Source organism: Rathayibacter sp. VKM Ac-2856 (genome assembly GCF_013205055.1).
Taxonomy (GTDB): Bacteria; Actinomycetota; Actinomycetes; order Actinomycetales; family Microbacteriaceae; genus Rathayibacter.
Window position 1 is genome coordinate 1,204,501 of the sequence record NZ_JABMLF010000001.1, and the last position, 24,324, is coordinate 1,228,824.

Below are 24,324 nucleotides of genomic sequence, written 5' to 3' on the forward strand. Positions count from 1 at the left end.
CCGCGCAGCGGGCGTATCGAGATCCACCTACGCCGACGCGAGGCTCTGGTCCCCGCGTCCACGGACGCGACCGGGTCTCGATACGCCCCTCCGGGGCTACTCGACCAGCATGAAGGCGGCATGCCCCGCGGAGCCACGACCGGCAAGGAGGCGGCACGCCCCTCGACGCGCGATCATGGACGCACCCGCTCCCCGCTCGACAGGACCCCGCATGCCGTCCGACGCCGCCCCGCCGCCGCCGCCCGCCCTCGACCACGGGGCCGCCGCGGCCCTGCTGCGCAAGCGCTACCGGCTGAAGGGCGCGCTGCGCGAGCTCGGCAGCAACCAGGACCGCAACGTCCTCGTCGACACCGGCGACGAGCGGCTCCTGCTCAAGATCGCGAACCCGGCGACGCCGGTCGGGCGGATCGAGGCGCAGACGGCCGCCGTCGCGCGCCTCGCCGACCGGCTCGAGGGCGTGCGGCTCCCGCGCGTGCGCCCCGACCGCAAGGGACGCACGCTGCACGAGATCGACCTCGGCGGAACGACCGCCGTCGCCCGGGTGCTCGACTTCGTCCCCGGCCGCACCCTCTCTGGCTCCGGCTACCTCTCCCCCGCCGTCGTCCGGGCGATGGGCGAGCTCGCCGCCCGGGTCGACGTCGCGCTCGCCGAGCAGCCGCTCGATGGTCTGGAGGAGACCGACCAGTGGGATCTGCGGCGGGCCGGGCAGGTCGTCGAGGCGCTGCTCGGCGGGGTGCCGCGGCGCTCCGCGCGGGCGATCCGGACGGCCGTCGACGCCGCACGGGCGGTCGTCGATCCGCTCGCCCCCGCGCTCGCGGTGCAGCTGGTGCACGGCGATCTCACCGATGACAACGTGGTGGTCGACGCGGGCGTCCTCCCCGACGGAGTGATCGACTTCGGCGATCTCGGTGCGGGCTGGGCCGTCGGCGAGCTCGCGATCACGCTGTCCTCGCTCCTGCACCACGCGGACGCCGACGCGGCCACGGTGCTCCGCGCCGCCGCCGCCTACGACTCCGTGCGCCCGCTCGAGGACGCCGAGGTCGAGGCGCTCTGGCCGCTCGTGGTGCTCCGCGCGGCGGTGCTCGTCGTCAGCGCCCACGACGTCCTCGCGGGCGACCCGGGCAACGACTACGCGCGCGAGAACCTCGAGCACGAGCGGCTGATCCTCGATCGGGCGACCGCGGCGCCGCTCCCGGTGCTGCAGGCGCTGGTCCGACGCGCCCTCGGTCGCCCGAGCGCACCGGCCGCCCCCTCCGCCGCACACGCCTCCGCCGTGCCCGCCCTCGGCGGCCTGGACGCGGTCGTCGTCGACCTCTCGCCCGAGAGCCCCGCGCTCGACGCCGGCCCCTGGCTCGACGACGACGCCGAGACCGCCCTCGCCCGGGAGGCCCTGGCCGGCGGCGCGCAGGCCGCCGTGCTCCGCTGCGGCGAGCGCCGCCTCACCCGCGCCCGCCCGCACACCGCGCTCGAGCCCGCGACGACCGCGCTGGTGACCGAGGTCCACCTCGCCGCCGCGACACCCCTGGTCGCGCCGTTCGACGCGGAGGTCGGCGACGGCGTCCCCGGCGGAGTGACCCTCCTCGGCGACGGCGTCCGCCTGCGGCTCGACGGGGTGGAGGAGGCACCGGCGCCCGGCACCCGGGTGTCCGCGGGCATGGCGCTCGGCTCGGCGGCGGGGCTCCTGCGCGCCCAGGCCGCCCCGCGCCTGCTCGACGCGGTCGAGCTCCCGCCGTTCGCGACCGCCCGCTGGGCCGACGCCTGGCTCGACGTCCTCGTCGACCCCACCCCGCTGCTGCTCGGGCACGCGCTTCCCGCTCCCCGCCCCGACCCGTCGGTGCTCGAGCGCCGGCTGGCGCACGTGGCGGACGTCCAGGAGCACTACTTCGAGACCCCGCCCACGATGCTCCGCGGCTGGCGCCAGCACCTCGTCGACGACTCCGGCCGCGTGCACCTCGACGTGCTCAACAACGTGACCTCGATCGGCCACGCCCACCCGCTGCTCGTCGAGCGGGTCGCGCGGCAGTGGCGGCTGCTCAACACCAACTCGCGCTTCTCCTACCCCGCGATCGGCGAGTTCTGCGAGCGGCTCGCGGCCCTGCTGCCGGACGGTCTCGACACGGTGCTGCTCGTCAACAGCGGCACCGAGGCGACGGATCTGGCGCTGCGCATCGCCCGCGCCTGGTCCGGCCGGGACGACGTGCTGGCGGTCCGCGAGGCCTACCACGGCTGGTCGGGGCTGTCCGACGCGGTCTCCACCTCCGTCGCCGACAACCCCGAGGCGCTCTCGACGCGGCCGCCGTGGGTGCACACCCTCGACGCCCCGAACAGCTACCGCGGCACGCACCGCGGCGCCGAGGCGCACCGCTACGCCCCCGAGGCGGTCGCCCGGATCGAGGAGCTGGCCGCCGCCGGCACTCCCCCGGGCGGACTCATCGCCGAGACCTTCTACGGCAACGCCGGCGGGATCCCCCTGCCGGACGGCTACCTCGCCGCCGTCTACCCGGCCGTCCGCGCGCTCGGCGGTCTCTGCATCGCGGACGAGGTGCAGGTCGGCTACGGCCGCCTCGGCGACTGGTTCTGGGGCTTCGAGCAGCAGGGCGTCGTGCCCGACGTGGTCGCCGTCGCGAAGGCGATGGGCAACGGCCACCCGCTCGGCGCGGTCGTGACGACGCGCGAGATCGCCGACCGCTACCGCTCGCAGGGCTCCTTCTTCTCGTCGGCGGGCGGCAGCCCGGTCAGCTCCGTGGTGGGCACGACGGTGCTCGACGTATTGGCCGACGAGCGGCTGCAGGAGAACGCGCGGACGACCGGCGCGCACCTGCGCCGGAGGCTCGAGGAGCTCGCCGAGCGCCACCCGCTGATCGGCGCCGTGCACGGCAGCGGGCTGTACCTGGGCCTCGAGCTGGTGCGCGACCGCGAGACGCTGGAGCCCGCGACGGCGGAGACGCGCGCGATCTGCGAGCGCCTCCGCGAGCGCGGAGTGATCGTGCAGCCCACCTCCGACCGCCAGTGCGTGCTGAAGATCAAGCCGCCGCTCTGCTTCACCGTCGAGAGCGCCGACTTCTTCGCCGATCAGCTCGACGAGGTGCTGACGACGGGCTGGTGAGCGGCCGCGGCCTCACCCCCGCGCCGCGCCGGCCAGCACTCGCCGCACGATCACGCGCTCGCACAGCGTCCACGTGGTCGTGATCGTCAGGTACAGCGTCGCCGCGAGCGGCACGAACGCCGCGAAGACCACCGTCAGGAACGGCATCCAGCTGAGCACGCCCGTCAGCTGCGCGACGGCCGCCGGCGTCCCCTCGGGCACCGGAGTGAGCGCCGCCTGACGCAGCGCGACCCGCCGCGCCAGCCAGGAGACGAGCGCGATCACCCCGAGGAGCACCGCGAACACCGCCGTCTGCGCGGGCTCGCCGCCGCCGAGCGCCGCGACGAACGACCGCCCGAGCGGCACGTCGAGCAGCTGCGCGTCGAGCAGCGCGTTGCCGTGCCCCGCGATGTCCGGATGCACGAACAGGCCGTAGAGCAGCGAGACCACGGGCGCCTGCAGCAGCACCGGCAGGCAGCCCGCGAGCGGCGAGGCCTTCTCGTCGGCGTAGAGCTTCATCGTGGCCCGCTGCAGCGCCTCCGGGTTCTTCGCGTGCTTCCGCTGCAGCTCGCGCAGCAGCGGGGCGAGGCGGCGCCGGGTGATCTCGGCCCGCCCCTGCGAGATCCCGACCGGGATCAGCAGGGTGCGGACGAGGAGGGTCACCAGCACGATCGCGGCGGCGGCCGAGGCGCCGCCCGCGAGCGGCTCGAGGGCCGAGGCGAGGCCGGTGACGAGGTGGGAGGCGGCGTCGAGCGCCGCCGCGAGGGGCGGGAGGTCGTAGGGGTTCATGGGAGTCCTGTCGTCGGGAGGTGAGCGCGATCGCATGCGGTCGCGCCTCCCGGGCAGAACTCGGGCTACGTGACCGGTCCCGGCAGACCCGGCGCCCGCGAGCGCACCCGTCCCGCGGTGCGCGGGTGCTGCGGCGAGGGCTGCGCAGCGAGGCCGAGCCGGTGCTCCCGGGCCCGGCGCCCGATCGACAGCACGGGGCGGCGAGCGCCGACGGCGAGGTAGCGCGCCCCGAGGACGAGGGCGGCGACCGCCGTGGTGGTGACCACCAGCACGACGGCGGCGTCGGGACTCGACACGAGCGCGAGCAGCAGCAGGGTCCCGCTCAGCAGAGCGAGGAGCTGCTCGAGGTGCGCGCGCACGGGAGTCCTTCCGACCCGTCCAGGCTAGCGGGCCGCCGCCGACGGAGTGCGGTCGGGCAGGGTAGGCCCCTCGCGCCGACGCGGCCAGCCGTCGCCGCGCCCCGCCGGGGCCGACGATAATCGGAGGATGCGTGAAGACGACGATGTCGATCTGGTGATCGACGCGTGGGCCGACGCCCTGCCCGATCTCGACTTCGCCCCGCTCGACGTCCTCTCCCGCCTGCGCCGGCTGAGCCCCCGGGTGCAGGAGGTGCGCCGCCTGTCGTTCGCGGCCGGCGAGCTCGCGCCGTGGGAGTTCGAGCTCCTCTCGCTGCTGCGGCAGAACCCGGCCGGGACGATGACCCCTTCCGTCTTGTCGACGCGGCTGGGCATCTCCAGCGGCAACCTCGCCAGCCGAGTCGACCGGCTCGGCGCCCGCGGCCTCGTCGTCCGCGAGCAGAACGCCGCCGACTCCCGCAGCAAGATCGTCTCGCTCACCCCCCGCGGCACCAAGCGGGTCGACGACGCGATGCGGCACCTGGTCGCGGCCGAGGGCGAGGTCCTCGCGGACCTGGACTCCCGCCAGATCGGCGTCCTCATCGAGTGCCTGCGCACCATCAGCGCGACGCTCGACCGTCTCGACTGAGGGCTCGCCCGGCCGGTCCCGTGCACCGGCCGCGCCGCCTCGGCGATACTCGACGGGATGCGCATCCTGGTGGTCGACGACGAGGCGGTCTTCGCCGACGGCGTGCGCCGGGGCCTCGAGGCGGAGGGCTTCTCCGTCGACGTGGCCCACACCGGCGTCGACGGCCTGTGGCGCGCCCGCGAGGTCGTCTACGACGCGATCGTGCTCGATCTGATGATGCCGGGCCTCAGCGGCTCCGCCCTCTGCCACACCCTCCGCGACGAGGGCGACTGGACCCCGGTGCTGATGCTCACCGCGAAGGACGGCGACCGGGACCAGATCGAGGGCCTCGACGCCGGGGCCGACGACTACGTCGTGAAGCCGCTGGAGTACTCCGTGCTGGTGGCGCGCCTGCGGGCCCTGGTGCGGCGAGGCCGACCGGAGCGGCCGACCGTCCACCGGTTCGGCGACCTGGTCGTCGACCCCGCCCTGCGCGAGGTGCACCGCGGCGCCGTCGCCATCCGGCTGACCTCGCGCGAGTTCGCCGTCGTCGACTTCCTCGCCCGCAACCGGGACCGCGTCGTCTCCAAGCGCGAGATCCTCGAGGGCGTCTGGGACGACGCGTTCGACGGCGACCTCAACATCGTCGAGGTCTATGTGGCGCGGCTGCGGGCCAAGCTCGACCGCCCGTTCGGCACGGAGTCGATCACGACCCTCCGCGGCGCCGGCTACCGGCTCGGCGAGGGCTGAGGACCGATGATCCGCCGCCCGCCCTGGAGCATCCGCGTGCGGCTGACCGCCCTGGTCTCCGCCGTGATCCTCGCGGTCCTGCTCGCCGGGTCCGTCGCCTTCGCCGCGCTGCTGCGCCAGTCCCTCGTCGACGCGGAGGCCTTCACCGCGGATCAGCAGGCCCGCCAGATCGCGACCGACACCGAGAGCGCCGGGCGCCTGCCGCCCTTCGACAGCGACGAGGTCGTGATCCAGCTGCAGCGGGAGGGGGAGGTCGTCGCGGTGTCCGACGACGACCGGATCGACACCGCACCCCTGCCCGTCGCGGACGAGCCCCGGATCGTCTCACTCGACGGCACCCGCTTCGTCGTCGGCTCCGAGGATCTGCAGCTCGGCGGCGACCCGGGCGAGACCGTCGTCGTCGCGCGCACCCTCGCGGGAGCCGACGACGCGGCAGGCTCCGCCCTCCGGCTGCTCGCGGTCGCCGTCCCGCTCGTCACGCTGGTCGTCGGCGTGCTGGTCCGCTTCGTCGTCGGCCGCTCGCTGCGACCGGTCGAGCGGATCCGCGCCGACGTCGAGGCGATCGAGGCCGCCGACCTCGAGCGGCGGGTGCAGGAGCCGCCCGGGAGCGACGAGCTCGCCCGCCTGGCCCGCACGATGAACGGGCTCCTCGACCGACTGGAGCGCTCGCAGGCGGCCCAGCGCCGCTTCGTGTCGAACGCCTCGCACGAGCTGCGCTCCCCCGTCGCCGCGATCCGCCAGCACGCCCAGGTCGCGCTGCGGCATCCCGACGCGGTCCCGCTGGCCGACCTCGCGGGTGTCGTCGAGGACGAGGGCGAGCGGATGCAGCAGCTGGTCACCAGCCTGCTGCTGCTCGCGCGGATCGACGAGGGCGACCCGGTGCCGGAGGAGGACGTCGACCTCGACGACCTCGTCCTGGCCGAGGCCGCGCGACTCCGAGCGCTCGGGGTGGAGGTGCGGACCGGTTCCGTCGGCCCTGCGCAGGTGCACGGCGCCGAGCCGCTCCTGCGCAGTGCCGTGCGGAACGCCGCCGAGAACGCACGGCGGCACGCGGCGTCGGTCGTCGCGTTCACCGTGCGCCAGGAGGCCGGCACCGCGGTGGTGCTCGTCGACGACGACGGACCGGGCGTCCCGGAGGAGGACCGCGAGCGGGTCTTCCACCGCTTCGAGCGCCGTGACGACGCCCGTGCCCGCGACACCGGCGGCTCGGGCCTCGGACTCGCGATCGTCGCCGAGGCGGCGCGGGCCGGCGGCGGCAGCGCGCGCCTGATCGAGTCCCCGCTCGGCGGCGCCCGCCTCGAGATCCGGCTGCCGGCGCTCGACTGACCGCACAGCATCAGCTGGATCGCCCTCTCATCGCCCATCGGCGATGACGGACCCTCTCGGCTGATGCTCTGCCGCCGAGCGCCCTGTTCAGGCTGGCGAAAGGCTCCGCCGGTCACGCTGGAGCAGTGGAACCGCCGACCTATCTCCTCGTCCTCTGGCGCTGCAAGCTCCTCGTCGTCGCGAGCGCCGTCCTCGCCGTGCTCGTCGCCACCGCCGCGCACTTCACGGTCACCGACGACGGGCTCGTGTACCGCGGCGACCGCGACCACAGCGCCGCGGTCACCGTGCTGCTCGGCGGCGGCCCGAAGACCCCCTACGCCGCCGAGATCCCCGGCGCCGAGCGCGCGCCCGGTGTCGAGGAGGACCGCCTCGCCGATCTCGGCAATACCGCCGCCCTCTACGCCTACCTCGCCAGCGGCGAGGAGGTGCGCGCCGCCGTCACCGCCCAGGCCGGCCCGCTCCAGGAGGGCGACGGCGTCGGCGCCGTCCGGCGCACCACCCAGCCGCGCGGCGACGAGTCCAGCGGCGGCCGCTTCACGCTGCCGATCCTGTCCGTGATCGGCTCCTCCTACGACCCGGCCCGCGCCGTCGAGCTCTCCCGCCTCGCGACGTCGGCCCTGCTCGAGCGGATCGCCGCGGAGCAGGACGCGCAGGGCGTCCCGGAGGCCACCCGCGTCACCCTCACCGTCACGGAGGAGGGCGACGCCGTCCCCGGCTCCCTCGGCACCGTCGCGATCCCGATCGCCGGCACCGGCCTGGCCGTCCTCCTGCTCGCCCTCGCGGGGATCGTGATCGGCCACCGCTCGCGCGTCCGCCGCGGACTCACCGCCCCGATCCCGCGCCGCGGCGACCAGGAGGAGGACCCGTCCCACCCCGACGAGATCGAGTCGACCCTCAGCGACGAGATCGAGTCCGCCCTCGCCGACGAGGCGTACGACACGGTGTCCCGTCGCTGACTACGCCTGCGTACCTGAGAGGTCAACCCCGTTCGGGAACCGCCTCCCCGGTCCTAGCGTGGTGACGCACGGTCGAGGCGACAGCCTCCCGAGCACGACGCACGCGAAAGAGCACCATGACCCAGATCCCCATTCTTCAGCCCGCACGATGGAGTCGTAACGGAGTACGGATCGTCGTCGTCCCCGGGGCGGAGCTGCCCCGGTTCCGACTCGAGATCGAACCCGGACGAGCCGTCCTCACCGGAGCCTTCACGGGCCCTTTCTCGACCGTCGAGGAGGCCGAGCGCGCCGCCGAGGCGATCACCTCGGCCGCCGACCGCAAGCTCTCGGCCTGACCGCCGCTCTCGGCCCGACCGAAGCCGGCGGCCTGACCGGAGGGCTCGGCCCGACCCCTCAGGAGATGAGCTCGTCCAGCCGGCACGTCGGCAGGGCGATCCAGCCCTCCGCCTCCGCAGCGGCCCGGAGCTCCTCCGGTACGGGCACTGTCCGGCCGAGCGCGTGCGCCCGGGCGTTCAGCGCCGCGATCACCGCGTCGAACGCATCGTTCGACCGCGCCATCAGCGCGGCGGCTTCCGGCGGCAGCACCAGCCACGGCGCCGCCCCGCGCAGCACCTCCACGGCGAGCGCCACCGCGTCCGGCCGCGTCTTGTAGCCCGTCGTGTCCACGCCCCAGAGCCGCAGCGCCGCAGCGGGGTACGCCTCGACCAGCCGGCCGCCGCCCGAGCGGTCGACCTCCTCGCCTGCGGCGGCGAACGCCTCGAGCAGCTCCGCGCAGCGCATCGCCGTCATCCCGAGGCGGTCGGTGGACACGCTCAGCGGCCACCGACCCGTCACCTCGCGCGCGGCGCGGTCGGTCTCCCGGTAGGCGAGACGCCGCCGCCAGTCGCGTCCGGCGAGCGTCCGCGGCGCGATCTCGCGGCGGGTGTGCGCGGACACGAACGCCGCGAACTCGAGCGGCCAGCCGAAGGCGCAGTCGATGCCGATGCTCGTCGCTCCCCGCGAGGCGGTCACGACATCCTCGTCGGAGGCGCCGAGCACCAGCGCGCGGACGACCGCCCGTCCCTCGCCCCACTCCAGCGTCGCGACCGCCGTCCGCACGGGCTCCGCGGCGAGATCGACACCGATGGTGAGCATCCGGTCAGGCTACCCGCCGGGCGCGCCCGTCCTCGCGCTCGCTACGCTCGTGCGATGACGCCGATCTCCCCCACTCGAGGGCCGCGCGCATCGCGGGTCCTCGTCGCCGTCCTGCGCCTCGCGGTCGCCCTCGTGGTGCTCGCCGCCGTCGCCGCCACCGCGATCGACTCCGCATCGCGCACGCCGCTGATCCCGGTGAACTTCTTCGGCTACTTCACCATCCAGGGCAACCTGCTGTTCGCCGCGGTCCTCCTGGTCACCGCCGTCCGCTCCCTCTCCGGCCGGGAGGAGGGAGCGCTCCTGTCGCTCGTCCGCGGCGCGACCACGAGCTACATCATCGTCGTCGGCCTCGTCTACAACACTCTGCTGGTCGGGCTCGCGGGCGGAGTGGCACTGCCGTGGGCCAACACCGTGATGCACCTGCTCTTCCCGGTCTACGGCCTCCTCGACTGGATCTTCGTCACCGACCGGCCGCCGCTGCCCTGGCGCCGCCTCTGGGTCGTCACGATCTACCCGATCCTCTGGCTGGTCGTCGTGCTGATCCGCGGCGCGACCGACGGCTGGGTGCCGTACCCCTTCCTCGACCCCTCCATGGGCTACGACCGTGTCGCGGTCTACGTCCTGATCATCGCCGCCGGGTTCGTCCTCTCGGGCGCCGTGGTGTGGGCGCTCAGCCGCCTGCAGGCTCCGCGCGACCGAGGCGACCGACGCGACTGACCCGGCGCAGATGATCCGATCCGGCCCGGGTGGTCCGGCGCGGACGATCCGGCCCCCTTCTGGGGCCACGCCCGCAGGACCGGCGGAGAACCCGCAGGCCTAACGTCAGGATCGGCGGCCCCCACCGCTGTCCCCCGACCGAGAGCGGTTCCCCCTCATGCGCCTCCCCACCTCCCTCCGCCCGCGCCGCATCGGGAGCCGCCGCGTGCGCGCGCTCGCCGCCGGCGCCGTGCTCGCCCTGGCCGCCGCGGTGGTGCCCGCGGGCGCCGCCTCCGCCGCGACCCCGACCCTGTCCGTCCTCAGCCTCGGCGACTCGATCACCCAGGCCTACGGCACCTGCGGCCAGTTCGCCGACTGCCCGCGCAACAACTGGTCCACCGGCACCAACGCGACCGTCAACTCCTTCGCCAGCCGCCTGCGCACCGCGAACCCGGGCACGACGGTGACCACCGCCAACTTCGCCCAGACCGGCGACCTGGTCGCCGGCGTGCCCGCGCGGATCGACGCCGCCGTCGCCGCGGGCGTCCGCCCCGACGTCGTCACCCTGCTGATCGGGGGCAACGACCTCTGCTCCGCGAAGAACCCGGTCGCCGCCGACGGCTACACGATGACCACCGCCGCCGCCTTCAGCACCGGAGCGAGCACCGCGATCACGAAGATCCGCAGCACCTGGCCCGCCGCGAAGATCGTGCTGTCCTCGATGCCGAACGTGGCCGCGGAGTGGGCGGTCGTCAAGGGCGGCTTCGGCTCGGTGATCTGGGCCTCAGGCAACCTCTGCCGCACCACCCGCGGGGTCAGCGCGACCGGCGGTCGCCTCAGCACCACCGCCGCCGCGGCCTCCGCGACCGCCGCGAAGACCCGGACGACCCAGTACAACACCGCCCTGCAGAGCGCGTGCTCGGCGGCGGGGACCCTCTGCGACTGGGACGGCGGCGCGCTGACCGCGACGCCCGTCACCAGGGCGCTGATCGGCACCACCGATTACTTCCACCCCAGCATCGCGGGCCAGGCGAAGATCGCCTCGGTGCAGTGGTCGGCGTCGACCTTCGGAGCCGCCGGCTAGGCCGGGCGCGGCCGCTCGGCGCCTCAGGCGTCCTGCGGCCGCTCGCCCTCGCGGAGCCGGCGCTGCTCCTCCGCGAGCCGCGCGTAGTGCGCCTCCTCGCGCTCGAGATCCGCGAGCTGCTCCTCGGTGCTCTTGGTCGGCGGCCGCACGACCATGGTCGGCGCCGGGGGCGTCTTCGACCGGCGCGGCCGCTTCGGCCGTCCGCCGGGCACGAAGGAGGCGCCCTCGCCCTTCTTCCAGTCGTGCCCGAGCAGGAACCAGATCGTCACGCCGATCAGCGGGATGAACACGATCAGCAGGATCCAGACGATCTTGGGCAGATTGCGGACCACGTTGTCCGGCTGACGCACGACATCCACGAGCGCCAGCACCATCAGCACGACGGTCAGCAGCGAGAACAGAACACCCATGCCCCCGAGGGTACGTCGCCGAACCCCTGAGCATCCTCGAAGTCGCGGTTCGTCCGCGTCGGGCGCCCTGCTCCCCCTCACCGTCACCGGGTACGACCCGCGGATCTTCCTGCTCGCGGTCGGTCTGGCGACCGCGGCGCTGCTGCTCGCGACGGCCCTCCGGCTCGCGGGTCACCGGCTCTGAGGTCGCGCTCGCGCCTGCCGCCCGTCCGATCTGCAGGTGAGCCGCGGCGCCCGGGACGGCGCGCACGGAAGAACGCGCTCTCTGCTCGGGATCACCGGCAGAACGAACACGCACCCCGCCTCCCAGCCGCCGCATGACACCATCGACGGATGAGCGCGCCGACCCCCGCCCCCGCGAGACGCCGCCTCCTCACCCCGCGCCGCGTCGCGCTGATCGCCGCGCTGACCGCGCTGGTCGTCGGCCTCGCACTCCTCGGGCTGGTCGCCCTGCAGTACTCGACCCTCGCCGCGCAGGGCTTCGACGACGTCTGCCTCGCCAGCGTCGGCCGCGTTCCGGCCGAGGAGGGATCGCTCGTCGTCGGCTCCTGGTCCTGGTGGCCGCTCGGCGGCACCTGCCGCTGGGAGCTGCTGGACGGCACCGTCGTCGAGAGCGCGCCCGACTGGTCCACGACCGCCGTCGCGATCGTCGGCGCCGCGCTCTCGCTCCTGGGAGTGGTGGGCACGGCGCTCGCACTCCTCGTGCGGCGCCGCGCCCGCTGACTCAGCGGTCGAAGAGGTTGCCGAGCCCGCCGAGGTCGGGCATCTCGAAGTTCGAGCCGAAGTCCGAGACCTGCTCGCCGAGCCCCGACACGTGCTCGCCGGCACCGGAGACGAACTCGCCCGCCCCGCCGGTGATGTCGCCGAACTCGCCCAGGTCGCCGAACTCGCCCAGCCCGCCGGCCAGGTTCTCGAAGTCGACGCCCATCCCCGCCGCCTGCGCGAGCAGCGGGCCGGCCACGCTGCTCAGCACCGCGCCGCCCGCGACGGCTGCGAGCAGCCCGCCCGCGGCACCGAGTCCGACGCCGGCGACAGCACCCACGCCGGCACCGGCCAGCGCGCCCTTCGTGCCGGGCTTGGAGAACATCTTCTTGAGGAAACCGGGGTTGTGCGCCTCACCGCGCGTCGCCGCCCGGGCGAGATCGTCCGGAGCGGAGGAGCGCGGCTGCTCGTTCGCGGGCAGCTCGTCGCGCAGGCGCCCCTCGACCTGGGCGCGCTGCGCCGGGGTCAGCTTCGCGAACGCGTCGCGGTGCACCTGCTCCAGCTGCTCGGGGTCGGCGGTGCGGAGGAGGTAGTCGTAGCGCGCGATCGCGGCCCGGTCCTCCGGCGCGACGGCGGCCGACGGGCGGGCGTCCTGCGGCCGCCCCGAGGACTGCGGCGATCCGTAGGCGGGAGTGGGGGTGCGTGGTGCGGAGGTGCTCGGCGAGGGCGTGCGGGAGTCGCCCGTCACCGCGTTCGCGGCCGAGCGGACCATGTCGCGCCAGTCCGTCCCTCCGCCGCTCGAGGACGCGGGGCGCGAGGAGGAGCTCGACGAGCTCTTGGAGTCGAGCGCCTTCGACGCCATGCTGATGATGCGCTTGAGAGTGCTCACAGGGGACCTTCCGTCGGGTAACAGCTTCGATAGTGTCGGGCCCTCCTGAGCGAAGCCCGGTGGAACGCCCTCCAGCAGCCGAGAACGTCCGCTCCGACGCGAGGAGCACCGATCCGCTCCGCTGTCAGCGGACGCGGGCCTCCGGTGCCGCTCCGGAGAAGCGCCGCCCGAGGATCGAGGGCAGACTCCTGCCATGGAACTGCTCTTCGTGCACGGCGCCCTGGTCCGCGACGGCGACTGGTGGTGGCACCGCACCGCCGAGCTGCTCCTCGAGCGCACGGGCGTGGAGAGCCGCGCGGTCGCCCTGCCCTCCTGCGGCGAGTCGGCGGCGGACCGCGCCGACAGCGGCCTGGTCGAGGACGCCGCCACTCTGCGCGCCGCGCTCGACGACATCGAGGACGACGAGGCGATCGTCGTCGGCCACTCCTACGGTGGCACGGTGATCGCCGAGGCCGGAGCGCACGCCGCCGTCGCCGGCCTCGTCTACATCTCCTCCTACCTCCCGGACATCGGCTCGGCCCAGGGCGACATCATGGCCGGGGAGACGGACCCCGTCTCGATCGCGCCCCACGACGACGGCACGCTCGGCGTCGCCGGCTACGACGCCGCCTCGTTCGGCCGGCGCTTCCTCCAGGACGCCGACGAGAGCGCGCAGCGGGCCGCCTGGGAGCGCGTCACGACCCAGTCGATCGCCGCCTTCACCACCCCGACCTCCGTCGCCGGCTGGCAGGGCGTCGACTCCACCTACCTGGTCTGCACCGAGGACGGCAGCACCTCGGTCGGCCTCCAGCGCGTGCACGCCGAGCGCGCCACCCGCTCGGTCGACCTGCCGACCGGCCACCACCCGTTCCTCTCCCGCCCCGACCTCGTCGTCGCCGAGCTCGAGGCGATCCTGCGGTCGTAGCCGATCTGATCCGGCCGCCCGAGCCCGAGAGGACGTCGTCCACCGAGCCGCCCGACGATCCGACGGTCGCCAGCGCGAAGAGGTGTCGCCCGCGAATCGTCCAGGGGACCCGGCCGATCGCCCATTCCTCCGCCCTCGCCGGGCTCCCTACCCTCGTTCCATGCCCGTCACCGCAGAAGCACCGCAGCTCATCGCGCCCCCGCAGGCGGCCGCCGACCTCCTCGCCCGCGGTGGCGCGGCGGCCTGGGAGACGACGCTCACCCTCCCGACCTACACCCCCGAGGAGCCGCAGCGGCTCCCGATGTTCCTCGATCGCCGCGTCTACCAGGGCTCGAGCGGCCGGGTGTATCCGCTGCCGTTCATCGACCGAATCGCTTCCGACCCCATCGACCACGACTGGCGCGTCGTCGTGCTCGAGAACGAGTTCGTCCAGGTCGTCGTGCTGCCCGAGCTCGGCGGGCGGATCTACTCCGGCTACGACAAGACCACCGGCTACGACTTCTTCTACCGCAACACCGTCATCAAGCCCGCGCTCGTCGGGCTGGCCGGTCCGTGGATCAGCGGAGGCGTCGAGTTCAACTGGCCGCAGCACCACCGCCCCGGCACCTACCTGCCGACCACCTGGAGCCTCGAGCACTCCGACGACGGCTCGGTCGTCGTCCGGTGCAGCGATCACGACCCGTTCAGCCGGATGAAGGGGATGCACGGCGTGCGCCTGCGCCCGGGGTCCAGCCTGGTCGAGCTCGACGTCCGCCTGCACAACCGCACCAGCGAGCGGCACACCTTCCTCTGGTGGGCCAACGTCGCGGCGCGCGTGCACGACGACTACCAGTCGTTCTTCCCCCGCGACGTCCGCTACGTCGCCGACCACGCCCGCCGCGCGATCACGGCCTTCCCCGCCGCCGACCGGCCCTACTACGGCGTCGACTACCCCGCTCTCGCTGCCGCGCGGAGCGACGGCCCGGCAGCCGACGCCCCGCCCGCCGACCGCCTCGACTGGTACCGCAACATCCCCGTCCCCACCTCCTACATGGTCGTCCGCACCGACGACTCGTTCTTCGGCGGCTACGACCACCGCGCCGGGGCCGGCTTCGTGCACTGGGCCGACCGCCGCTTCGCCCCCGGCAAGAAGCAGTGGACCTGGGGCGACGCCCCGTTCGGGCACGCCTGGGACGGCCTGCTCACCGACGCCGACGGCCCCTACGTCGAGCTGATGGCCGGCGTCTACACCGACAACCAGCCCGACTTCTCCTGGCTGATGCCGGGCGAGACCAAGACCTTCTCGCAGTACTGGTACCCGATCAGCGGCATCGGAGTGGCGCACCAGGCCACCCGCGACGCCGCCGTCCACCTCGACGTCGAGGCCGGGAGCATCCGCGTGGGCGTCGCGACGACCCGCCGGTTCCCGGGGGCGACCGTGACCCTGCGCGCCGAGGGCGCCGTTCTGCACGAGTGGACGCTCGACCTCGCCCCCGGCGAGCCGCTCCTCGCCGACCTGCCGACGACCCGCACCGGTCCGGAGGGTCTGGTCCTCACCGTCGTCGCCCAGGGCTCGACCGTCCTCGCCTACGAGGTGCCCGCGCAGTACGACGAGACCGAGCCGGAGGTCGCGACCGAGCCACCCTCCCCCGCCGAGACCGCCTCCGTCGACGAGCTCTACCTCGTCGGCGTCCACCTCGCCCAGTACCGGCACCCCACCCGCTCGCCGCTGCCCTACTGGCAGGAGGCGCTGCGGCGCGACCCCGGGGACGCGCGCGTGCTGCTCGCCCTCGCCGACCACGCCTACCGCCGCGGCGAGTACGCGGAGGCGCTCGACCGGCTCGACGCGTCGATCCGGCGCCTCACCGCACGCAACGGCAACCCCGCCGACGCCGAGGCCCTCCACCTGCGCGGGCTGATCCTGCGCAGGCTCGGCCGCACCCGCGAGGCCGCCGCCGCCTTCGGCAAGGCCGCTTGGGACGGCAAGTGGGCGCACGCGGCGCTCTTCGAGAGCGCCCGGCTCTCCGCCGCGGCCGGCGACCACGCCGCGGCACTGGAGGATCTCGCGACCTCCCTGCGCCTCGACACCGACGATCTCCGCGCCCGCGCGCTCCGGGTGGTCTGCCTGCGCGCGCTCGGCCGCACGGACGAGGCCGAGCAGGTCCTCCGCGCGACCCTGCGCCTCGACCCGCTCGACCAGCTCGCCCGCACCCTCACCGGGACCGACCCGAGCGACCCGCACGAGTGCATCGACGTCGCGCTCGACCTCGCCTCCTTCGGCGAGGAGGAGGAGGCGGCCCGCCTGCTCCGCGCCGTCGTGCACGGCGACGGGGGCGCCGTGGGAGCGGGCAACGCCGCGCCGATCGCCGCCTGCCTGCTGGCCCGATGGGGCGAGCCCGTCGACGTCCGCGCCCTCGACTTGACCCGCGCCTTCCCCGCCGGCCTCGACGCGCACGACGCGCTGACCGCCGCGGTCGCCGCAGACCCCGCCGACACCACCGCGCACGCGCTGCTCGGGATGCTCCTCTACGGCGCCGGCCGCCGCACCGAGGCCGCCGAGCACTGGCGCTGGGCGATCGACGGCGGGAGCACCGACGCCGTGACCCACCGCAACGCCGGTCTCGCCGCCTACAACGACGAGGCCGACGACGAGGCGGCCTGGCGGCACTACCTCCGCGCCCGCGAGCTCGCTCCGCGCGACGCCCGGCTGCTCTACGAGCTCGACCAGCTCGCCGCGCGCCTGGGCCACTCGGCCGCCGACCGGCTGGAGCGCCTCGACAGCGAGCGCGCCCTCCTGCTCTCCCGGGACGACCTCACGGCCGAGTACGCCGACCTGCTGCTCGAGGCGGGCCGTGCGCAGGAGGCGCTGTCGCTGCTGGAATCGCGCCGCTTCCAGCCCTGGGAGGGCGGCGAGGGCCGCACTCTGGCCGCCTGGGACGCGGCGCGCACGGCGCTCGGACTCGACACCGCGACCCCGCCGGCCTCGCTCGGCGAGGCGCGACCCCTCGTCCAGGCGCCGCAGGCGACGCTCGACGACGGCTCGACCGACTACTTCGTCACGAGCCTGCCCGCGCGGCTCCTCTTCCACCGCGACTGACAGGTGCGGCGCGCTCCCGAGAGAGCGCGCCGCACCGGCGTTCCGGGGCCGGCCCCGCGCGCAGCCCTCTAGGCGGGCGGACCGCCGATCGGAGCGGGTCCGGTGAAGAGTGCGTTGCACTCCCGCTGCAGGTCCACGTCCTCCCACATCGGGTGCTGCGGCGCGCCGTTCGAGCAGACGATCGACCCGCGCGCGCCCACCCGCCGCGACTCGCGCATCGCGAGCCGGCAGTACTCCGCGCCGATCGGCCCCTCCTCGAAGCGGCCCTCGAGCGGCGTGTAACCGACCCAGCCCTCGCCGAAGACGAGGGGCACCCCGCGTAGCGCGGCGTGATCGGCCGCGACGGCGATCCAGGTCTTGAGCGTCGAGCGCATCTCGAGGTGGTGCGCCCCGTAGTGCTCGAGCAGCCAGCGATCGATCTGCTCGGCGTCGCCCCAGTCGTGCGCGTAGATCTCGCCCCTGCCGACGATCGTCGCCGTCAGCTTCCACTGGTCCTCGGCCGGCAGCGTCCACTCGGCGATCGGCGGCGCACCGTCCAGGAGGAACGTCCGGGCCGCGAGCTCCTGCGCGAAGTCCTCGATCGGGCCGCGCAGCCCGAAGTCGGCGATGAGCTCGTTCAGCACCCCGTAGATGTAGGGGTGCAGGACGAGCACGTCCGAGTTCCACGGGATGCCGCGCATGCCGCCGACCGGCACGTGCGCGTAGTTGACGGAGCACGGCACGCCCTCGGTCAGCTCGTGGAACCGGTCGATGCCGCGGGTGAGCCGCGGAGTGAGCGCGAGCGTCGCCGCATCGAGGTCGGCGCGGTCGTAGTCGAGCCCCTCGGTGAGGTGGCCCGCCTGCACCTCGTTGTGCAGCTCGACGAAGGCGATCCGGTCGTCGAGGCCGTGCTCCGCGAGGAAGCCGACGAGCGCCGCCTGCGCCTCCGCCAGTCGCTCGGCCCGCTGCTCCGGCGGCACGGCCATCAAGCCGTCGAACCAGTCGCGCACGAGAGCGAAGGACGAGGACTGCTGGTACTCCCACGAGGAGAGGATGACGAAGACCCCGTGCCGCTTCGCCGCCGCGAACAGCGCGAGGAGGTGGGCGCGGCCGTCGATCACGGTCGGTCCGGCCACGTCGTACCAGCGCACCCGCTGCGCGTAGTCGCCGCCGAGCGGACCGAGGCGGAGCTCCCGGGTGTCGAGTCCGGAGCCGAAGAGGAGGAACGGCATCGCGCAGATCCGGATCGTGTTGTAGCCGCGGTCGACGGCACCGGCGAACGCGGCGTCGAGGTCCTCGAACGGCTCACCCGGCCCGGTGCGGACGTACCAGGAGAAGTCCCAGAGAGTGATGGTGAGGCGCTCGGGGAGGTGATCCGCGAGCGGTACGGGCTGGTAGGAGGACGTCTCGGCTGTGAGCATTCCGCCAGCCTAGGCAGGTGCGGAGCGCCGGTGAATGAAACGTTCTACGCCATCGCTGGACGATCCTCCGCTCCTGCGTATGCTCGTCGGCATGCTCATCCCGGAAGGCTTCCTCGGCCAGCGGCTGCGGGTGCTCCCGAGGCCGCGGGTGAGCGAGGCGCTCGCGGCGCCGATCACCGGCCGGCTCCTCGTGACCGACGCCGGGCACTTCCCGCACGCGGCCGAGCACGGCCGCAGCCGTCCGCAGGGCGCGCGGGAGGCCGTCGTCATCCTCTGCACGGCCGGCCGCGGCTCGGTGCGGGTCGACGAGCGCACCGACGCGATCGGCCCCGGCGAGGTGGCCGTCCTCCCCGCGGGCGTCCCGCACCGGTACTGGGCCGACTCCAGCGACCCGTGGACGATCTGGTGGCTGCACGTCACCGGAGCCGACGCGCCCGCGCTGGTGTCCGCCGTCCTCGACGACCCGACGTCCCCCGTCGTCCCCGCACGCGACGCCTACTCCGCGAGGGCCCTGATCGAGAACGCCGTCGTCGCTCTCGAGCGCGACGAGACCGACGCCAGCCTCTACGCCGCGAGCGGCGCCGCCTGGCACCTCCTGGCCCAGCTCGCCGCGGACCGGGCCCGCGGCCCCCTCGTCTCCGGCGACCGCATCCGCACCGCCCAGGACCACCTCCGCGAGCACCTGGACTCCCCCATCAGCATCACCGAGCTGGCGACGCTGGCCGGCATGAGCACCTCGCACTTCTCCGCCCTCTTCAAGCGGGCCGCCGGCATGAGCACCGTGGAGTACATCAAGCGCCTCCGCAGCGCCCGCGCCCGCGAGCTCCTGATCACCACCGACATGCCGATCGCCGAGATCGCCCGCGCCGTCGGCTACTCCGACGCCTTCTACTTCTCCCGCCAGTTCCGCGCCGTCAACGGCACGAGCCCCTCGGAGTACCGCGCCGAGTCCCACGGCGAGACGCTGCGGTGAGCCCGACGCCGGGCCGCAACTGCGTCCGGGAAACGCCGTCTTCAGCTGAACTCGTCTGGACGAACAACGGGTCATGCAGGCAGCGCTCGAAGGTCTTCTCCAGTGACGAGTGACATTCCTCGCCCGGCAGGCGCTGAGAACTCAGATCGACGGGAGGGTGACGTCAATCCGCGGCGCTGACCGCATCTGCCGACGATGCGCGAGCCCGCGCGCACAGGTCTCGCGCGCATGAGCTCCGAGCGGCCGAGCGCGTCTCCGCACCGCGTGAGACGTGCTCGCAGACCGCGGAAACGTGGTGCCCCTGGAGGGACTCGAACCCCCAACCTGCTCCTTAGGACGGAGTCGCTCTTCCATTGAGCTACAGAGGCCGGTGCCGACCAGTGTACCGACCGCCCGCGCCCCGCACGCTTGACACGGCACGACCCGCATGGTTGGTTAGTTACTGCACCAACTAACCAACACACCAGGTCGCATCACACCGTGCGGACCACAGGGAAGGAGCCCCATGGACGACTCCCGCCCGATCTTCCTGCAGATCGCGGAGCAGATCGAGAACGACATCATCGCGGGCGCGCTGCCCGAGGAGGACCAGGTCCCGTCGACGAACGAGTTCGCCGCGTTCCACCGCATCAACCCGGCCACGGCCGGCAAGGGCGTGAACCTGCTCGTCGACCAGGGCGTCCTGTACAAGAAGAGGGGGATCGGCATGTTCGTCGCCGAGGGGGCGCGCGACCGACTGGTCGAGAAGCGCCGCACGCAGTTCCGCGACCAGTTCGTCGCGCCGCTCCTCGCGGAGGCCGCCAAGCTCGGCCTCACCCGCGAGCAGCTCTCCGCCATGATCACCGACATCGAAGGAGGATCGCGATGAGCGCGGTCATCGAGGTCGCCGGCCTCAGCAAGCACTACGGAAGCATGCACGCCGTCACCGACGTCAGCTTCGCCCTCGAGGAGAACCGCATCCACGGCCTCCTCGGCCGCAACGGCGCCGGCAAGACCACCCTGATGTCGCTGCTCACCGGCCAGGAGTTCGCCAGCACCGGCAGCATCCGCGTCTTCGGCGAGACACCCGTCGAGAACGCGGCGGTCCTCTCCCGCACCTGCTTCATCAAGGAGAGCCAGAAGTACCCGGAGGACTTCAAGGTCAAGCACGTCCTCCGCAGCGCCCGCTGGTTCTTCGACGGCTGGGACGAGGACTTCGCCCAGGAGCTCGTCGTCGACTTCCGCCTCCCGCTCGACCGCCGCGTCAAGAAGCTCAGCCGCGGCCAGCTCTCCGCGATCGGCGTCATCGTCGGCCTGGCCTCCCGCGCGCCGCTCACCTTCTTCGACGAGCCCTACCTCGGTCTCGACGCGGTCGCCCGCCAGCTCTTCTACGACCGCCTGCTCGCCGACTTCGCCGAGCACCCGCGCACCGTCGTCCTCTCCACCCACCTGATCGACGAGGTCAGCACCCTGCTCGAGCACGTCCTCGTCATCGACGACGGCCGCCTCCTCGTCGACAGCGACACGGAGGAGCTGCGCGGCGCCGCGGCGACCGTCACCGGCAGCCGCGCCGCGGTCGACTCCTTCACCGAGGGCCGCGAGGTCCTCTCCCGCAGCGGAGTCGGCGGTCTCGCCACCGCGACGCTCCCCCGCCTCGACACCGCCGACCGCGCCGAGGCCCGTCACCGCGGGCTCGAGCTCGAGCCCGTCTCCCTCCAGCAGCTCGTCGTCCAGCTGACCACCGGAAAGGCCGCCTCATGACCGCCCTCGCCCCGCAGCGCTCCGGCGCGCGCCACCGCCTCCTCAGCATCGTCCGCCTGCACCTCGCGAACCCCGCGACGCTGCTCGCCACCCCGCTCGCGATCCTCGGCGCGATCTTCGCCGGCAGCCTGATCATCTGGCTGCTCGTGCTGCGGATGGTCGGCGTGCCCGAAGCGGGCGGCGACTCCGGCGTGCAGATCACCGGCGGCACGACGTTCATCTTCATCTACATGCTGGTCGTCGCCATCCAGGCCACGAACGTCACCTTCGCCCTCGCACTCGGCTACGGATCGACCCGGCGCGACTACGTCCTCGGCAGCGCTCTGACCTTCGTCGGGCTGTCCGCGGGCTGGACCGTCCTCTACTCCGCGATGTCCGCTCTCGAGCAGGCGACGAACGGCTGGGGGCTCGGCGGCTACATGTTCCGCGCGATGGCCTACGAGGACGTCTCGTGGCTCGCCCAGACCTTCGCGACCTTCAGCCTGTTCCTCTTCTTCTTCTTCGCCGGCACGGCCGTCGCCGCGGTGTACGTCCGCTGGCGCGCCACCGGGACGACCGTCTTCTTCCTCGGCCTCGGCGCTCTGATCGTCGGCTTGATCGCCCTGTTCACCCTCACCGAGAGCTGGGACGCCCTCTGGCGGGCCGCCGAGGCGATCGGCTTCACGGGCGCCGCCGCTCTCCTGCTCGTCCCGACGGCGCTGTCGGCGGTCATCGGCTACCTGCTCCTGCGCCGAGCCACCCCGCGCGGCTGAGCCCGCCGCACACCATCAGCTGAGACGAGGGGGCGTCCTCCGAGGAGCGACGCCACCCTCTCTCAGCTGATGTTCCGCGGCGACGAGCGAGGATCGGCCGGAGCACCGCTCCCCGCAAGGCCCTTCCGCCCCGCACTCTCTCCTGCGAGCGTTGCCCCATGGCCGCATCCTTCAGCTCTCCGCCCGCCCCGCACACCTGGGTCGCCCGCGACACGGCGATCGACCTCGACGCCCCGCTCGACCCCGCAGCCCTCGAGACCATCGACGCCTGGTGGCGCGCCGCGAACTATCTCGCGGTCGGCCAGATCTACCTGCTCGCCAATCCGCTGCTGCGCGAGCCGCTGGCCCGCGAGCACATCAAGCCGCGCCTGCTCGGCCACTGGGGCACGACCCCCGGTCTCAACCTGATCTACGCGCACCTCAACCGCGCGATCGCCGAGCGCGCGCAGCCGACGCTCTACATCACCGGCCCCGGCCACGGCGGCCCGGGCATGGTCGCCAACGCCTACCTCGACGGCACCTACAGCGAGATCTACTCGCACATCGACGAGACGGAGGACGGCCTGCGCCGCCTCTTCCGCCAGTTCAGCTTCCCCGGCGGCATCCCGAGCCACGCCGCCCCCGAGACGCCCGGCAGCATCCACGAGGGCGGCGAGCTCGGCTACGCCCTCAGCCACGCCTACGGCGCCGCGTTCGACAACCCGGACCTGCTCGTCGCCGCGGTCGTCGGCGACGGCGAGGCCGAGACCGGCCCGCTCGCCACCAGCTGGCACTCCAACAAGTTCGTGAACCCCGCGACCGACGGCGTCGTCCTGCCGATCCTGCACCTCAACGGCTTCAAGATCGCCAATCCGACCGTCCTCGCCCGCATCCCGCACGAGGAGCTCGAGAGCCTGATGCGCGGCTACGGCCACGAGCCCTTCACCGTGGAGGGCGGCTTCGACGGCGAGGACCCGATGCGGGTGCACGAGCGCTTCGCCGCGGTCCTCGACACGGTGCTCGACCGTATCGCCGCCATCAAGGCGCGCGCGGCCGAGGGCGACCTCACCCGTCCCGCCTGGCCGATGATCATCCTGAAGACCCCGAAGGGCTGGACCTGCCCCGCCGAGATCGACGGCGTCCAGGTCGAGGGCACCTACCGCGCCCACCAGGTCCCGCTCGCGAACGCACGCGACACCGAGGCGCACACCCGCCTGCTCGAGGACTGGCTGCGCTCCTACCGCCCCGAGGAGCTCTTCACCGAGGAGGGCGGCGTGGCCGACCGCGTCCGCTCGCTCGCGCCCGAGGGCGACCTGCGGATGAGCGCGACCCCCCACGCCAACGGCGGTCTGCTCCGCCAGACGCTCCGGCTGCCCGACTTCCGCCGCTACGAGGTCGTCGTGCACGAGCCGGGCGGCACCATCGCGGAGGCGACGAAGGTGCTCGGCGAGTGGCTCGCCGACGTGATCCGCGAGAACCCGACGAACTTCCGGATCTTCGGCCCCGACGAGGTCGCGAGCAACCGGCTGCGGAGCGTCTACGCCGCCACCGACAAGCAGTGGAACGCCGAGACGAGCCCGCTCGACGACCACCTCGCCCGAGCGGGCCGCGTGATGGAGGTGCTCTCGGAGCACCAGTGCCAGGGCTGGCTGGAGGGCTACCTCCTCACCGGCCGGCACGGTCTCTTCACCTGCTACGAGGCCTTCATCCACATCATCGACTCGATGTTCAACCAGCACGCGAAGTGGCTCGACGGCACCCGCGACATCGAGTGGCGCCGACCGATCGCGAGCCTGAACTACCTGCTCTCCAGCCACGTCTGGCGCCAGGACCACAACGGCTTCAGCCACCAGGACCCGGGCTTCATCGACCACGTCGTCAACAAGAAGCCGGAGGTCGTCCGCGTCTACCTGCCCTTCGACGCCAACACCCTGCTCTCGGTCTACGACCACTGCCTCCGCAGCGTCGACTACGTGAACGTCGTCGTCGCCGGCAAGCAGCCCGCCCCCGCCTGGCTCACCATGGCGGAGGCGGTGAACCACTGCACCCGCGGCCTCGGCATCCTCGAGTGGGCGAGCAGCGAGCGCAGCGGCGAGTCGCCGGACGTCGTGATGGGCTGCGCGGGCGACGTCCCGACGCTCGAGACCCTCGCCGCCGTCAGCATCCTGCGGGAGGCCCTCCCCGACCTGGCGATCCGCACCGTCAACGTCGTCGACCTGATGCGGCTGATGTCCGAGTCCGAGCACCCGCACGGTCTCTCCGACCGCGAGTTCGACGCGATCTTCACCCCCGACCGGCCGGTGATCTTCGCCTACCACGGCTATCCGTGGCTGATCCACCGCCTGACCTACAAGCGCACCGGCCACGGCAACCTGCACGTCCGCGGCTACAAGGAGAACGGCACGACGACCACGCCGTTCGACATGGTGATGCTCAACGACCTCGACCGTTACTCGCTGGTGATCGACGTCATCGACCGCACCCCGGGTCTGGGCGCGAAGGCCGCCGGCCTCCGCCAGGAGATGCAGGACGCCCGGATCCGCGCCCGCGCGTACACCCGCGAGCACGGCGAGGACATTCCCGAGGTCGCGAACTGGACCTGGTCCGGCACCCGCTCCGGCAACGCCTCGACCGCCACCGGCGGCGACAACGAGTAGCCCCCGCCCCTCCCCCCTCCCCCTCTTCGCGAGATGCCACTTGTGCACGCGACACGCCG

Annotated in this window: 22 protein-coding genes and 1 tRNA gene; 16 read left to right on the forward strand and 7 right to left on the reverse strand. The window is 73.5% G+C overall.

All coding sequences use genetic code 11. The features are described from left to right. Positions 1-211 precede the first annotated feature (211 nt). A complete protein-coding gene (locus HQQ82_RS05530) occupies positions 212-3,106 on the forward strand; it encodes an aminotransferase (RefSeq protein WP_173232013.1) in 2,895 nt (964 codons plus the stop codon). A 12-nt stretch (positions 3,107-3,118) separates the two neighbouring features. On the opposite strand, the gene HQQ82_RS05535 is transcribed toward HQQ82_RS05530, so the two are convergent. Both HQQ82_RS05535 and HQQ82_RS05540 read right to left on the reverse strand, forming a co-directional pair. After that, positions 3,119-3,874 carry a membrane protein insertase YidC gene (locus tag HQQ82_RS05535; RefSeq protein ID WP_173232014.1) on the reverse strand — a complete coding sequence of 252 codons (756 nt, stop codon included), beginning with the start codon at positions 3,872-3,874 and terminating at the stop codon, positions 3,119-3,121. Between the two features lie 65 nt (positions 3,875-3,939). After that, the gene (locus tag HQQ82_RS05540; RefSeq protein WP_173232015.1) at positions 3,940-4,233 is read right to left on the reverse strand and encodes a hypothetical protein; all 294 of its coding nucleotides are present in this window, start codon (positions 4,231-4,233) and stop codon (positions 3,940-3,942) included. A gap of 127 nt (positions 4,234-4,360) precedes the next feature. Here HQQ82_RS05540 and HQQ82_RS05545 point away from each other — a divergent pair, with 127 nt between their 5' ends. The 5 genes from HQQ82_RS05545 (at position 4,361) to HQQ82_RS05565 (ending at position 8,204) form a co-directional block, all read left to right on the forward strand. Beyond that, positions 4,361-4,858 carry a MarR family winged helix-turn-helix transcriptional regulator gene (locus HQQ82_RS05545; RefSeq protein ID WP_123445211.1) on the forward strand — a complete coding sequence of 166 codons (498 nt, stop codon included), beginning with the start codon at positions 4,361-4,363 and terminating at the stop codon, positions 4,856-4,858. 57 nt (positions 4,859-4,915) lie between these two features. After that, complete coding sequence (locus tag HQQ82_RS05550) at positions 4,916-5,587, forward strand: response regulator transcription factor (protein WP_173232016.1); 672 nt, start codon at positions 4,916-4,918, stop codon at positions 5,585-5,587. A gap of 6 nt (positions 5,588-5,593) precedes the next feature. Next, entirely contained in the window at positions 5,594-6,913 is a 1,320-nt protein-coding gene (locus HQQ82_RS05555) for a cell wall metabolism sensor histidine kinase WalK (protein ID WP_173232017.1), read from the forward strand. A 125-nt stretch (positions 6,914-7,038) separates the two neighbouring features. Continuing rightward, the gene (locus HQQ82_RS05560) at positions 7,039-7,869 is read left to right on the forward strand and encodes a hypothetical protein (protein WP_173232018.1); all 831 of its coding nucleotides are present in this window, start codon (positions 7,039-7,041) and stop codon (positions 7,867-7,869) included. A gap of 116 nt (positions 7,870-7,985) precedes the next feature. Beyond that, positions 7,986-8,204, forward strand: coding sequence for a hypothetical protein (locus HQQ82_RS05565; protein WP_173232019.1), 219 nt, complete (start codon positions 7,986-7,988; stop codon positions 8,202-8,204). 58 nt (positions 8,205-8,262) lie between these two features. On the opposite strand, the gene HQQ82_RS05570 is transcribed toward HQQ82_RS05565, so the two are convergent. After that, positions 8,263-9,003: a DUF429 domain-containing protein gene (locus HQQ82_RS05570; RefSeq protein ID WP_173232020.1), complete on the reverse strand. Its 741-nt coding sequence runs from the start codon at positions 9,001-9,003 to the stop codon at positions 8,263-8,265. Between the two features lie 54 nt (positions 9,004-9,057). Between HQQ82_RS05570 and HQQ82_RS05575 the strand changes: the two genes are divergently transcribed. Continuing rightward, a complete protein-coding gene (locus HQQ82_RS05575) occupies positions 9,058-9,720 on the forward strand; it encodes a Pr6Pr family membrane protein (protein WP_173232021.1) in 663 nt (220 codons plus the stop codon). A gap of 157 nt (positions 9,721-9,877) precedes the next feature. After that, positions 9,878-10,783, forward strand: coding sequence for a GDSL-type esterase/lipase family protein (locus HQQ82_RS05580; RefSeq protein WP_173232022.1), 906 nt, complete (start codon positions 9,878-9,880; stop codon positions 10,781-10,783). A 23-nt stretch (positions 10,784-10,806) separates the two neighbouring features. On the opposite strand, the gene HQQ82_RS05585 is transcribed toward HQQ82_RS05580, so the two are convergent. After that, positions 10,807-11,193 carry a PLD nuclease N-terminal domain-containing protein gene (locus HQQ82_RS05585; protein WP_173232023.1) on the reverse strand — a complete coding sequence of 129 codons (387 nt, stop codon included), beginning with the start codon at positions 11,191-11,193 and terminating at the stop codon, positions 10,807-10,809. 333 nt (positions 11,194-11,526) lie between these two features. Between HQQ82_RS05585 and HQQ82_RS05590 the strand changes: the two genes are divergently transcribed. Next, entirely contained in the window at positions 11,527-11,916 is a 390-nt protein-coding gene (locus HQQ82_RS05590) for a hypothetical protein (RefSeq protein WP_173232024.1), read from the forward strand. A 1-nt stretch (position 11,917) separates the two neighbouring features. Here the strand turns inward: HQQ82_RS05590 and HQQ82_RS05595 are convergent, their stop codons facing one another. Further along, positions 11,918-12,784 carry a cation-transporting ATPase gene (locus tag HQQ82_RS05595; protein WP_173232025.1) on the reverse strand — a complete coding sequence of 289 codons (867 nt, stop codon included), beginning with the start codon at positions 12,782-12,784 and terminating at the stop codon, positions 11,918-11,920. 193 nt (positions 12,785-12,977) lie between these two features. Here HQQ82_RS05595 and HQQ82_RS05600 point away from each other — a divergent pair, with 193 nt between their 5' ends. Together HQQ82_RS05600 and HQQ82_RS05605 are read left to right on the forward strand one after the other, a co-directional pair. Next, a complete protein-coding gene (locus tag HQQ82_RS05600; RefSeq protein WP_173232026.1) occupies positions 12,978-13,688 on the forward strand; it encodes an alpha/beta hydrolase in 711 nt (236 codons plus the stop codon). A 160-nt stretch (positions 13,689-13,848) separates the two neighbouring features. Continuing rightward, entirely contained in the window at positions 13,849-16,764 is a 2,916-nt protein-coding gene (locus HQQ82_RS05605; RefSeq protein WP_173232027.1) for a DUF5107 domain-containing protein, read from the forward strand. 68 nt (positions 16,765-16,832) lie between these two features. Here the strand turns inward: HQQ82_RS05605 and HQQ82_RS05610 are convergent, their stop codons facing one another. Continuing rightward, a complete protein-coding gene (locus HQQ82_RS05610) occupies positions 16,833-18,164 on the reverse strand; it encodes a cellulase-like family protein (protein WP_173232028.1) in 1,332 nt (443 codons plus the stop codon). Positions 18,165-18,255: 91 nt separating this feature from the next. Here HQQ82_RS05610 and HQQ82_RS05615 point away from each other — a divergent pair, with 91 nt between their 5' ends. Next, entirely contained in the window at positions 18,256-19,137 is an 882-nt protein-coding gene (locus tag HQQ82_RS05615) for an AraC family transcriptional regulator (RefSeq protein WP_254071174.1), read from the forward strand. A 293-nt stretch (positions 19,138-19,430) separates the two neighbouring features. On the opposite strand, the gene HQQ82_RS05620 is transcribed toward HQQ82_RS05615, so the two are convergent. After that, positions 19,431-19,505: transfer RNA gene (locus HQQ82_RS05620), tRNA-Arg, on the reverse strand. Between the two features lie 137 nt (positions 19,506-19,642). On the opposite strand from HQQ82_RS05620, the gene HQQ82_RS05625 reads away from it, so the two are divergent. The 4 genes from HQQ82_RS05625 (at position 19,643) to HQQ82_RS05640 (ending at position 24,265) form a co-directional block, all read left to right on the forward strand. Then, positions 19,643-20,005, forward strand: a complete 363-nt coding sequence (locus HQQ82_RS05625) for a GntR family transcriptional regulator (protein ID WP_173232030.1) — start codon at positions 19,643-19,645, stop codon at positions 20,003-20,005. Further along, the gene (locus tag HQQ82_RS05630) at positions 20,002-20,877 is read left to right on the forward strand and encodes an ABC transporter ATP-binding protein (RefSeq protein ID WP_173232031.1); all 876 of its coding nucleotides are present in this window, start codon (positions 20,002-20,004) and stop codon (positions 20,875-20,877) included. The genes HQQ82_RS05625 and HQQ82_RS05630 overlap by 4 nt, the downstream gene beginning before the upstream one ends. Further along, positions 20,874-21,629 (forward strand): ABC transporter permease, encoded by a 756-nt coding sequence (locus HQQ82_RS05635; protein ID WP_173232032.1) that lies wholly within the window; start codon positions 20,874-20,876, stop codon positions 21,627-21,629. Before HQQ82_RS05630 ends, HQQ82_RS05635 begins: the two co-directional genes overlap by 4 nt. A 158-nt stretch (positions 21,630-21,787) precedes the next feature. After that, positions 21,788-24,265 (forward strand): phosphoketolase, encoded by a 2,478-nt coding sequence (locus tag HQQ82_RS05640; RefSeq protein ID WP_173232033.1) that lies wholly within the window; start codon positions 21,788-21,790, stop codon positions 24,263-24,265. The last annotated feature ends 59 nt before the right edge of the window (positions 24,266-24,324 follow it).

Bases quoted from the DNA above. Each gene is read 5' to 3' on its own strand.
- HQQ82_RS05610 (WP_173232028.1), bottom strand. From the start codon at position 18,164: ATGCTCACAGCCGAGACGTCCTCCTACCAGCCCGTACCGCTCGCGGAT.
- HQQ82_RS05615 (WP_254071174.1), top strand. From the start codon at position 18,256: ATGCTCATCCCGGAAGGCTTCCTCGGCCAGCGGCTGCGGGTGCTCCCG.
- HQQ82_RS05580 (WP_173232022.1), top strand. From the start codon at position 9,878: ATGCGCCTCCCCACCTCCCTCCGCCCGCGCCGCATCGGGAGCCGCCGC.
- HQQ82_RS05535 (WP_173232014.1), bottom strand. From the start codon at position 3,874: ATGAACCCCTACGACCTCCCGCCCCTCGCGGCGGCGCTCGACGCCGCC.
- HQQ82_RS05630 (WP_173232031.1), top strand. From the start codon at position 20,002: ATGAGCGCGGTCATCGAGGTCGCCGGCCTCAGCAAGCACTACGGAAGC.
- HQQ82_RS05575 (WP_173232021.1), top strand. From the start codon at position 9,058: ATGACGCCGATCTCCCCCACTCGAGGGCCGCGCGCATCGCGGGTCCTC.
- HQQ82_RS05600 (WP_173232026.1), top strand. From the start codon at position 12,978: ATGGAACTGCTCTTCGTGCACGGCGCCCTGGTCCGCGACGGCGACTGG.
- HQQ82_RS05605 (WP_173232027.1), top strand. From the start codon at position 13,849: ATGCCCGTCACCGCAGAAGCACCGCAGCTCATCGCGCCCCCGCAGGCG.
- HQQ82_RS05590 (WP_173232024.1), top strand. From the start codon at position 11,527: ATGAGCGCGCCGACCCCCGCCCCCGCGAGACGCCGCCTCCTCACCCCG.
- HQQ82_RS05550 (WP_173232016.1), top strand. From the start codon at position 4,916: ATGCGCATCCTGGTGGTCGACGACGAGGCGGTCTTCGCCGACGGCGTG.
- HQQ82_RS05585 (WP_173232023.1), bottom strand. From the start codon at position 11,193: ATGGGTGTTCTGTTCTCGCTGCTGACCGTCGTGCTGATGGTGCTGGCG.
- HQQ82_RS05640 (WP_173232033.1), top strand. From the start codon at position 21,788: ATGGCCGCATCCTTCAGCTCTCCGCCCGCCCCGCACACCTGGGTCGCC.
- HQQ82_RS05530 (WP_173232013.1), top strand. From the start codon at position 212: ATGCCGTCCGACGCCGCCCCGCCGCCGCCGCCCGCCCTCGACCACGGG.
- HQQ82_RS05635 (WP_173232032.1), top strand. From the start codon at position 20,874: ATGACCGCCCTCGCCCCGCAGCGCTCCGGCGCGCGCCACCGCCTCCTC.
- HQQ82_RS05555 (WP_173232017.1), top strand. From the start codon at position 5,594: ATGATCCGCCGCCCGCCCTGGAGCATCCGCGTGCGGCTGACCGCCCTG.
- HQQ82_RS05570 (WP_173232020.1), bottom strand. From the start codon at position 9,003: ATGCTCACCATCGGTGTCGATCTCGCCGCGGAGCCCGTGCGGACGGCG.
- HQQ82_RS05545 (WP_123445211.1), top strand. From the start codon at position 4,361: ATGCGTGAAGACGACGATGTCGATCTGGTGATCGACGCGTGGGCCGAC.
- HQQ82_RS05565 (WP_173232019.1), top strand. From the start codon at position 7,986: ATGACCCAGATCCCCATTCTTCAGCCCGCACGATGGAGTCGTAACGGA.
- HQQ82_RS05625 (WP_173232030.1), top strand. From the start codon at position 19,643: ATGGACGACTCCCGCCCGATCTTCCTGCAGATCGCGGAGCAGATCGAG.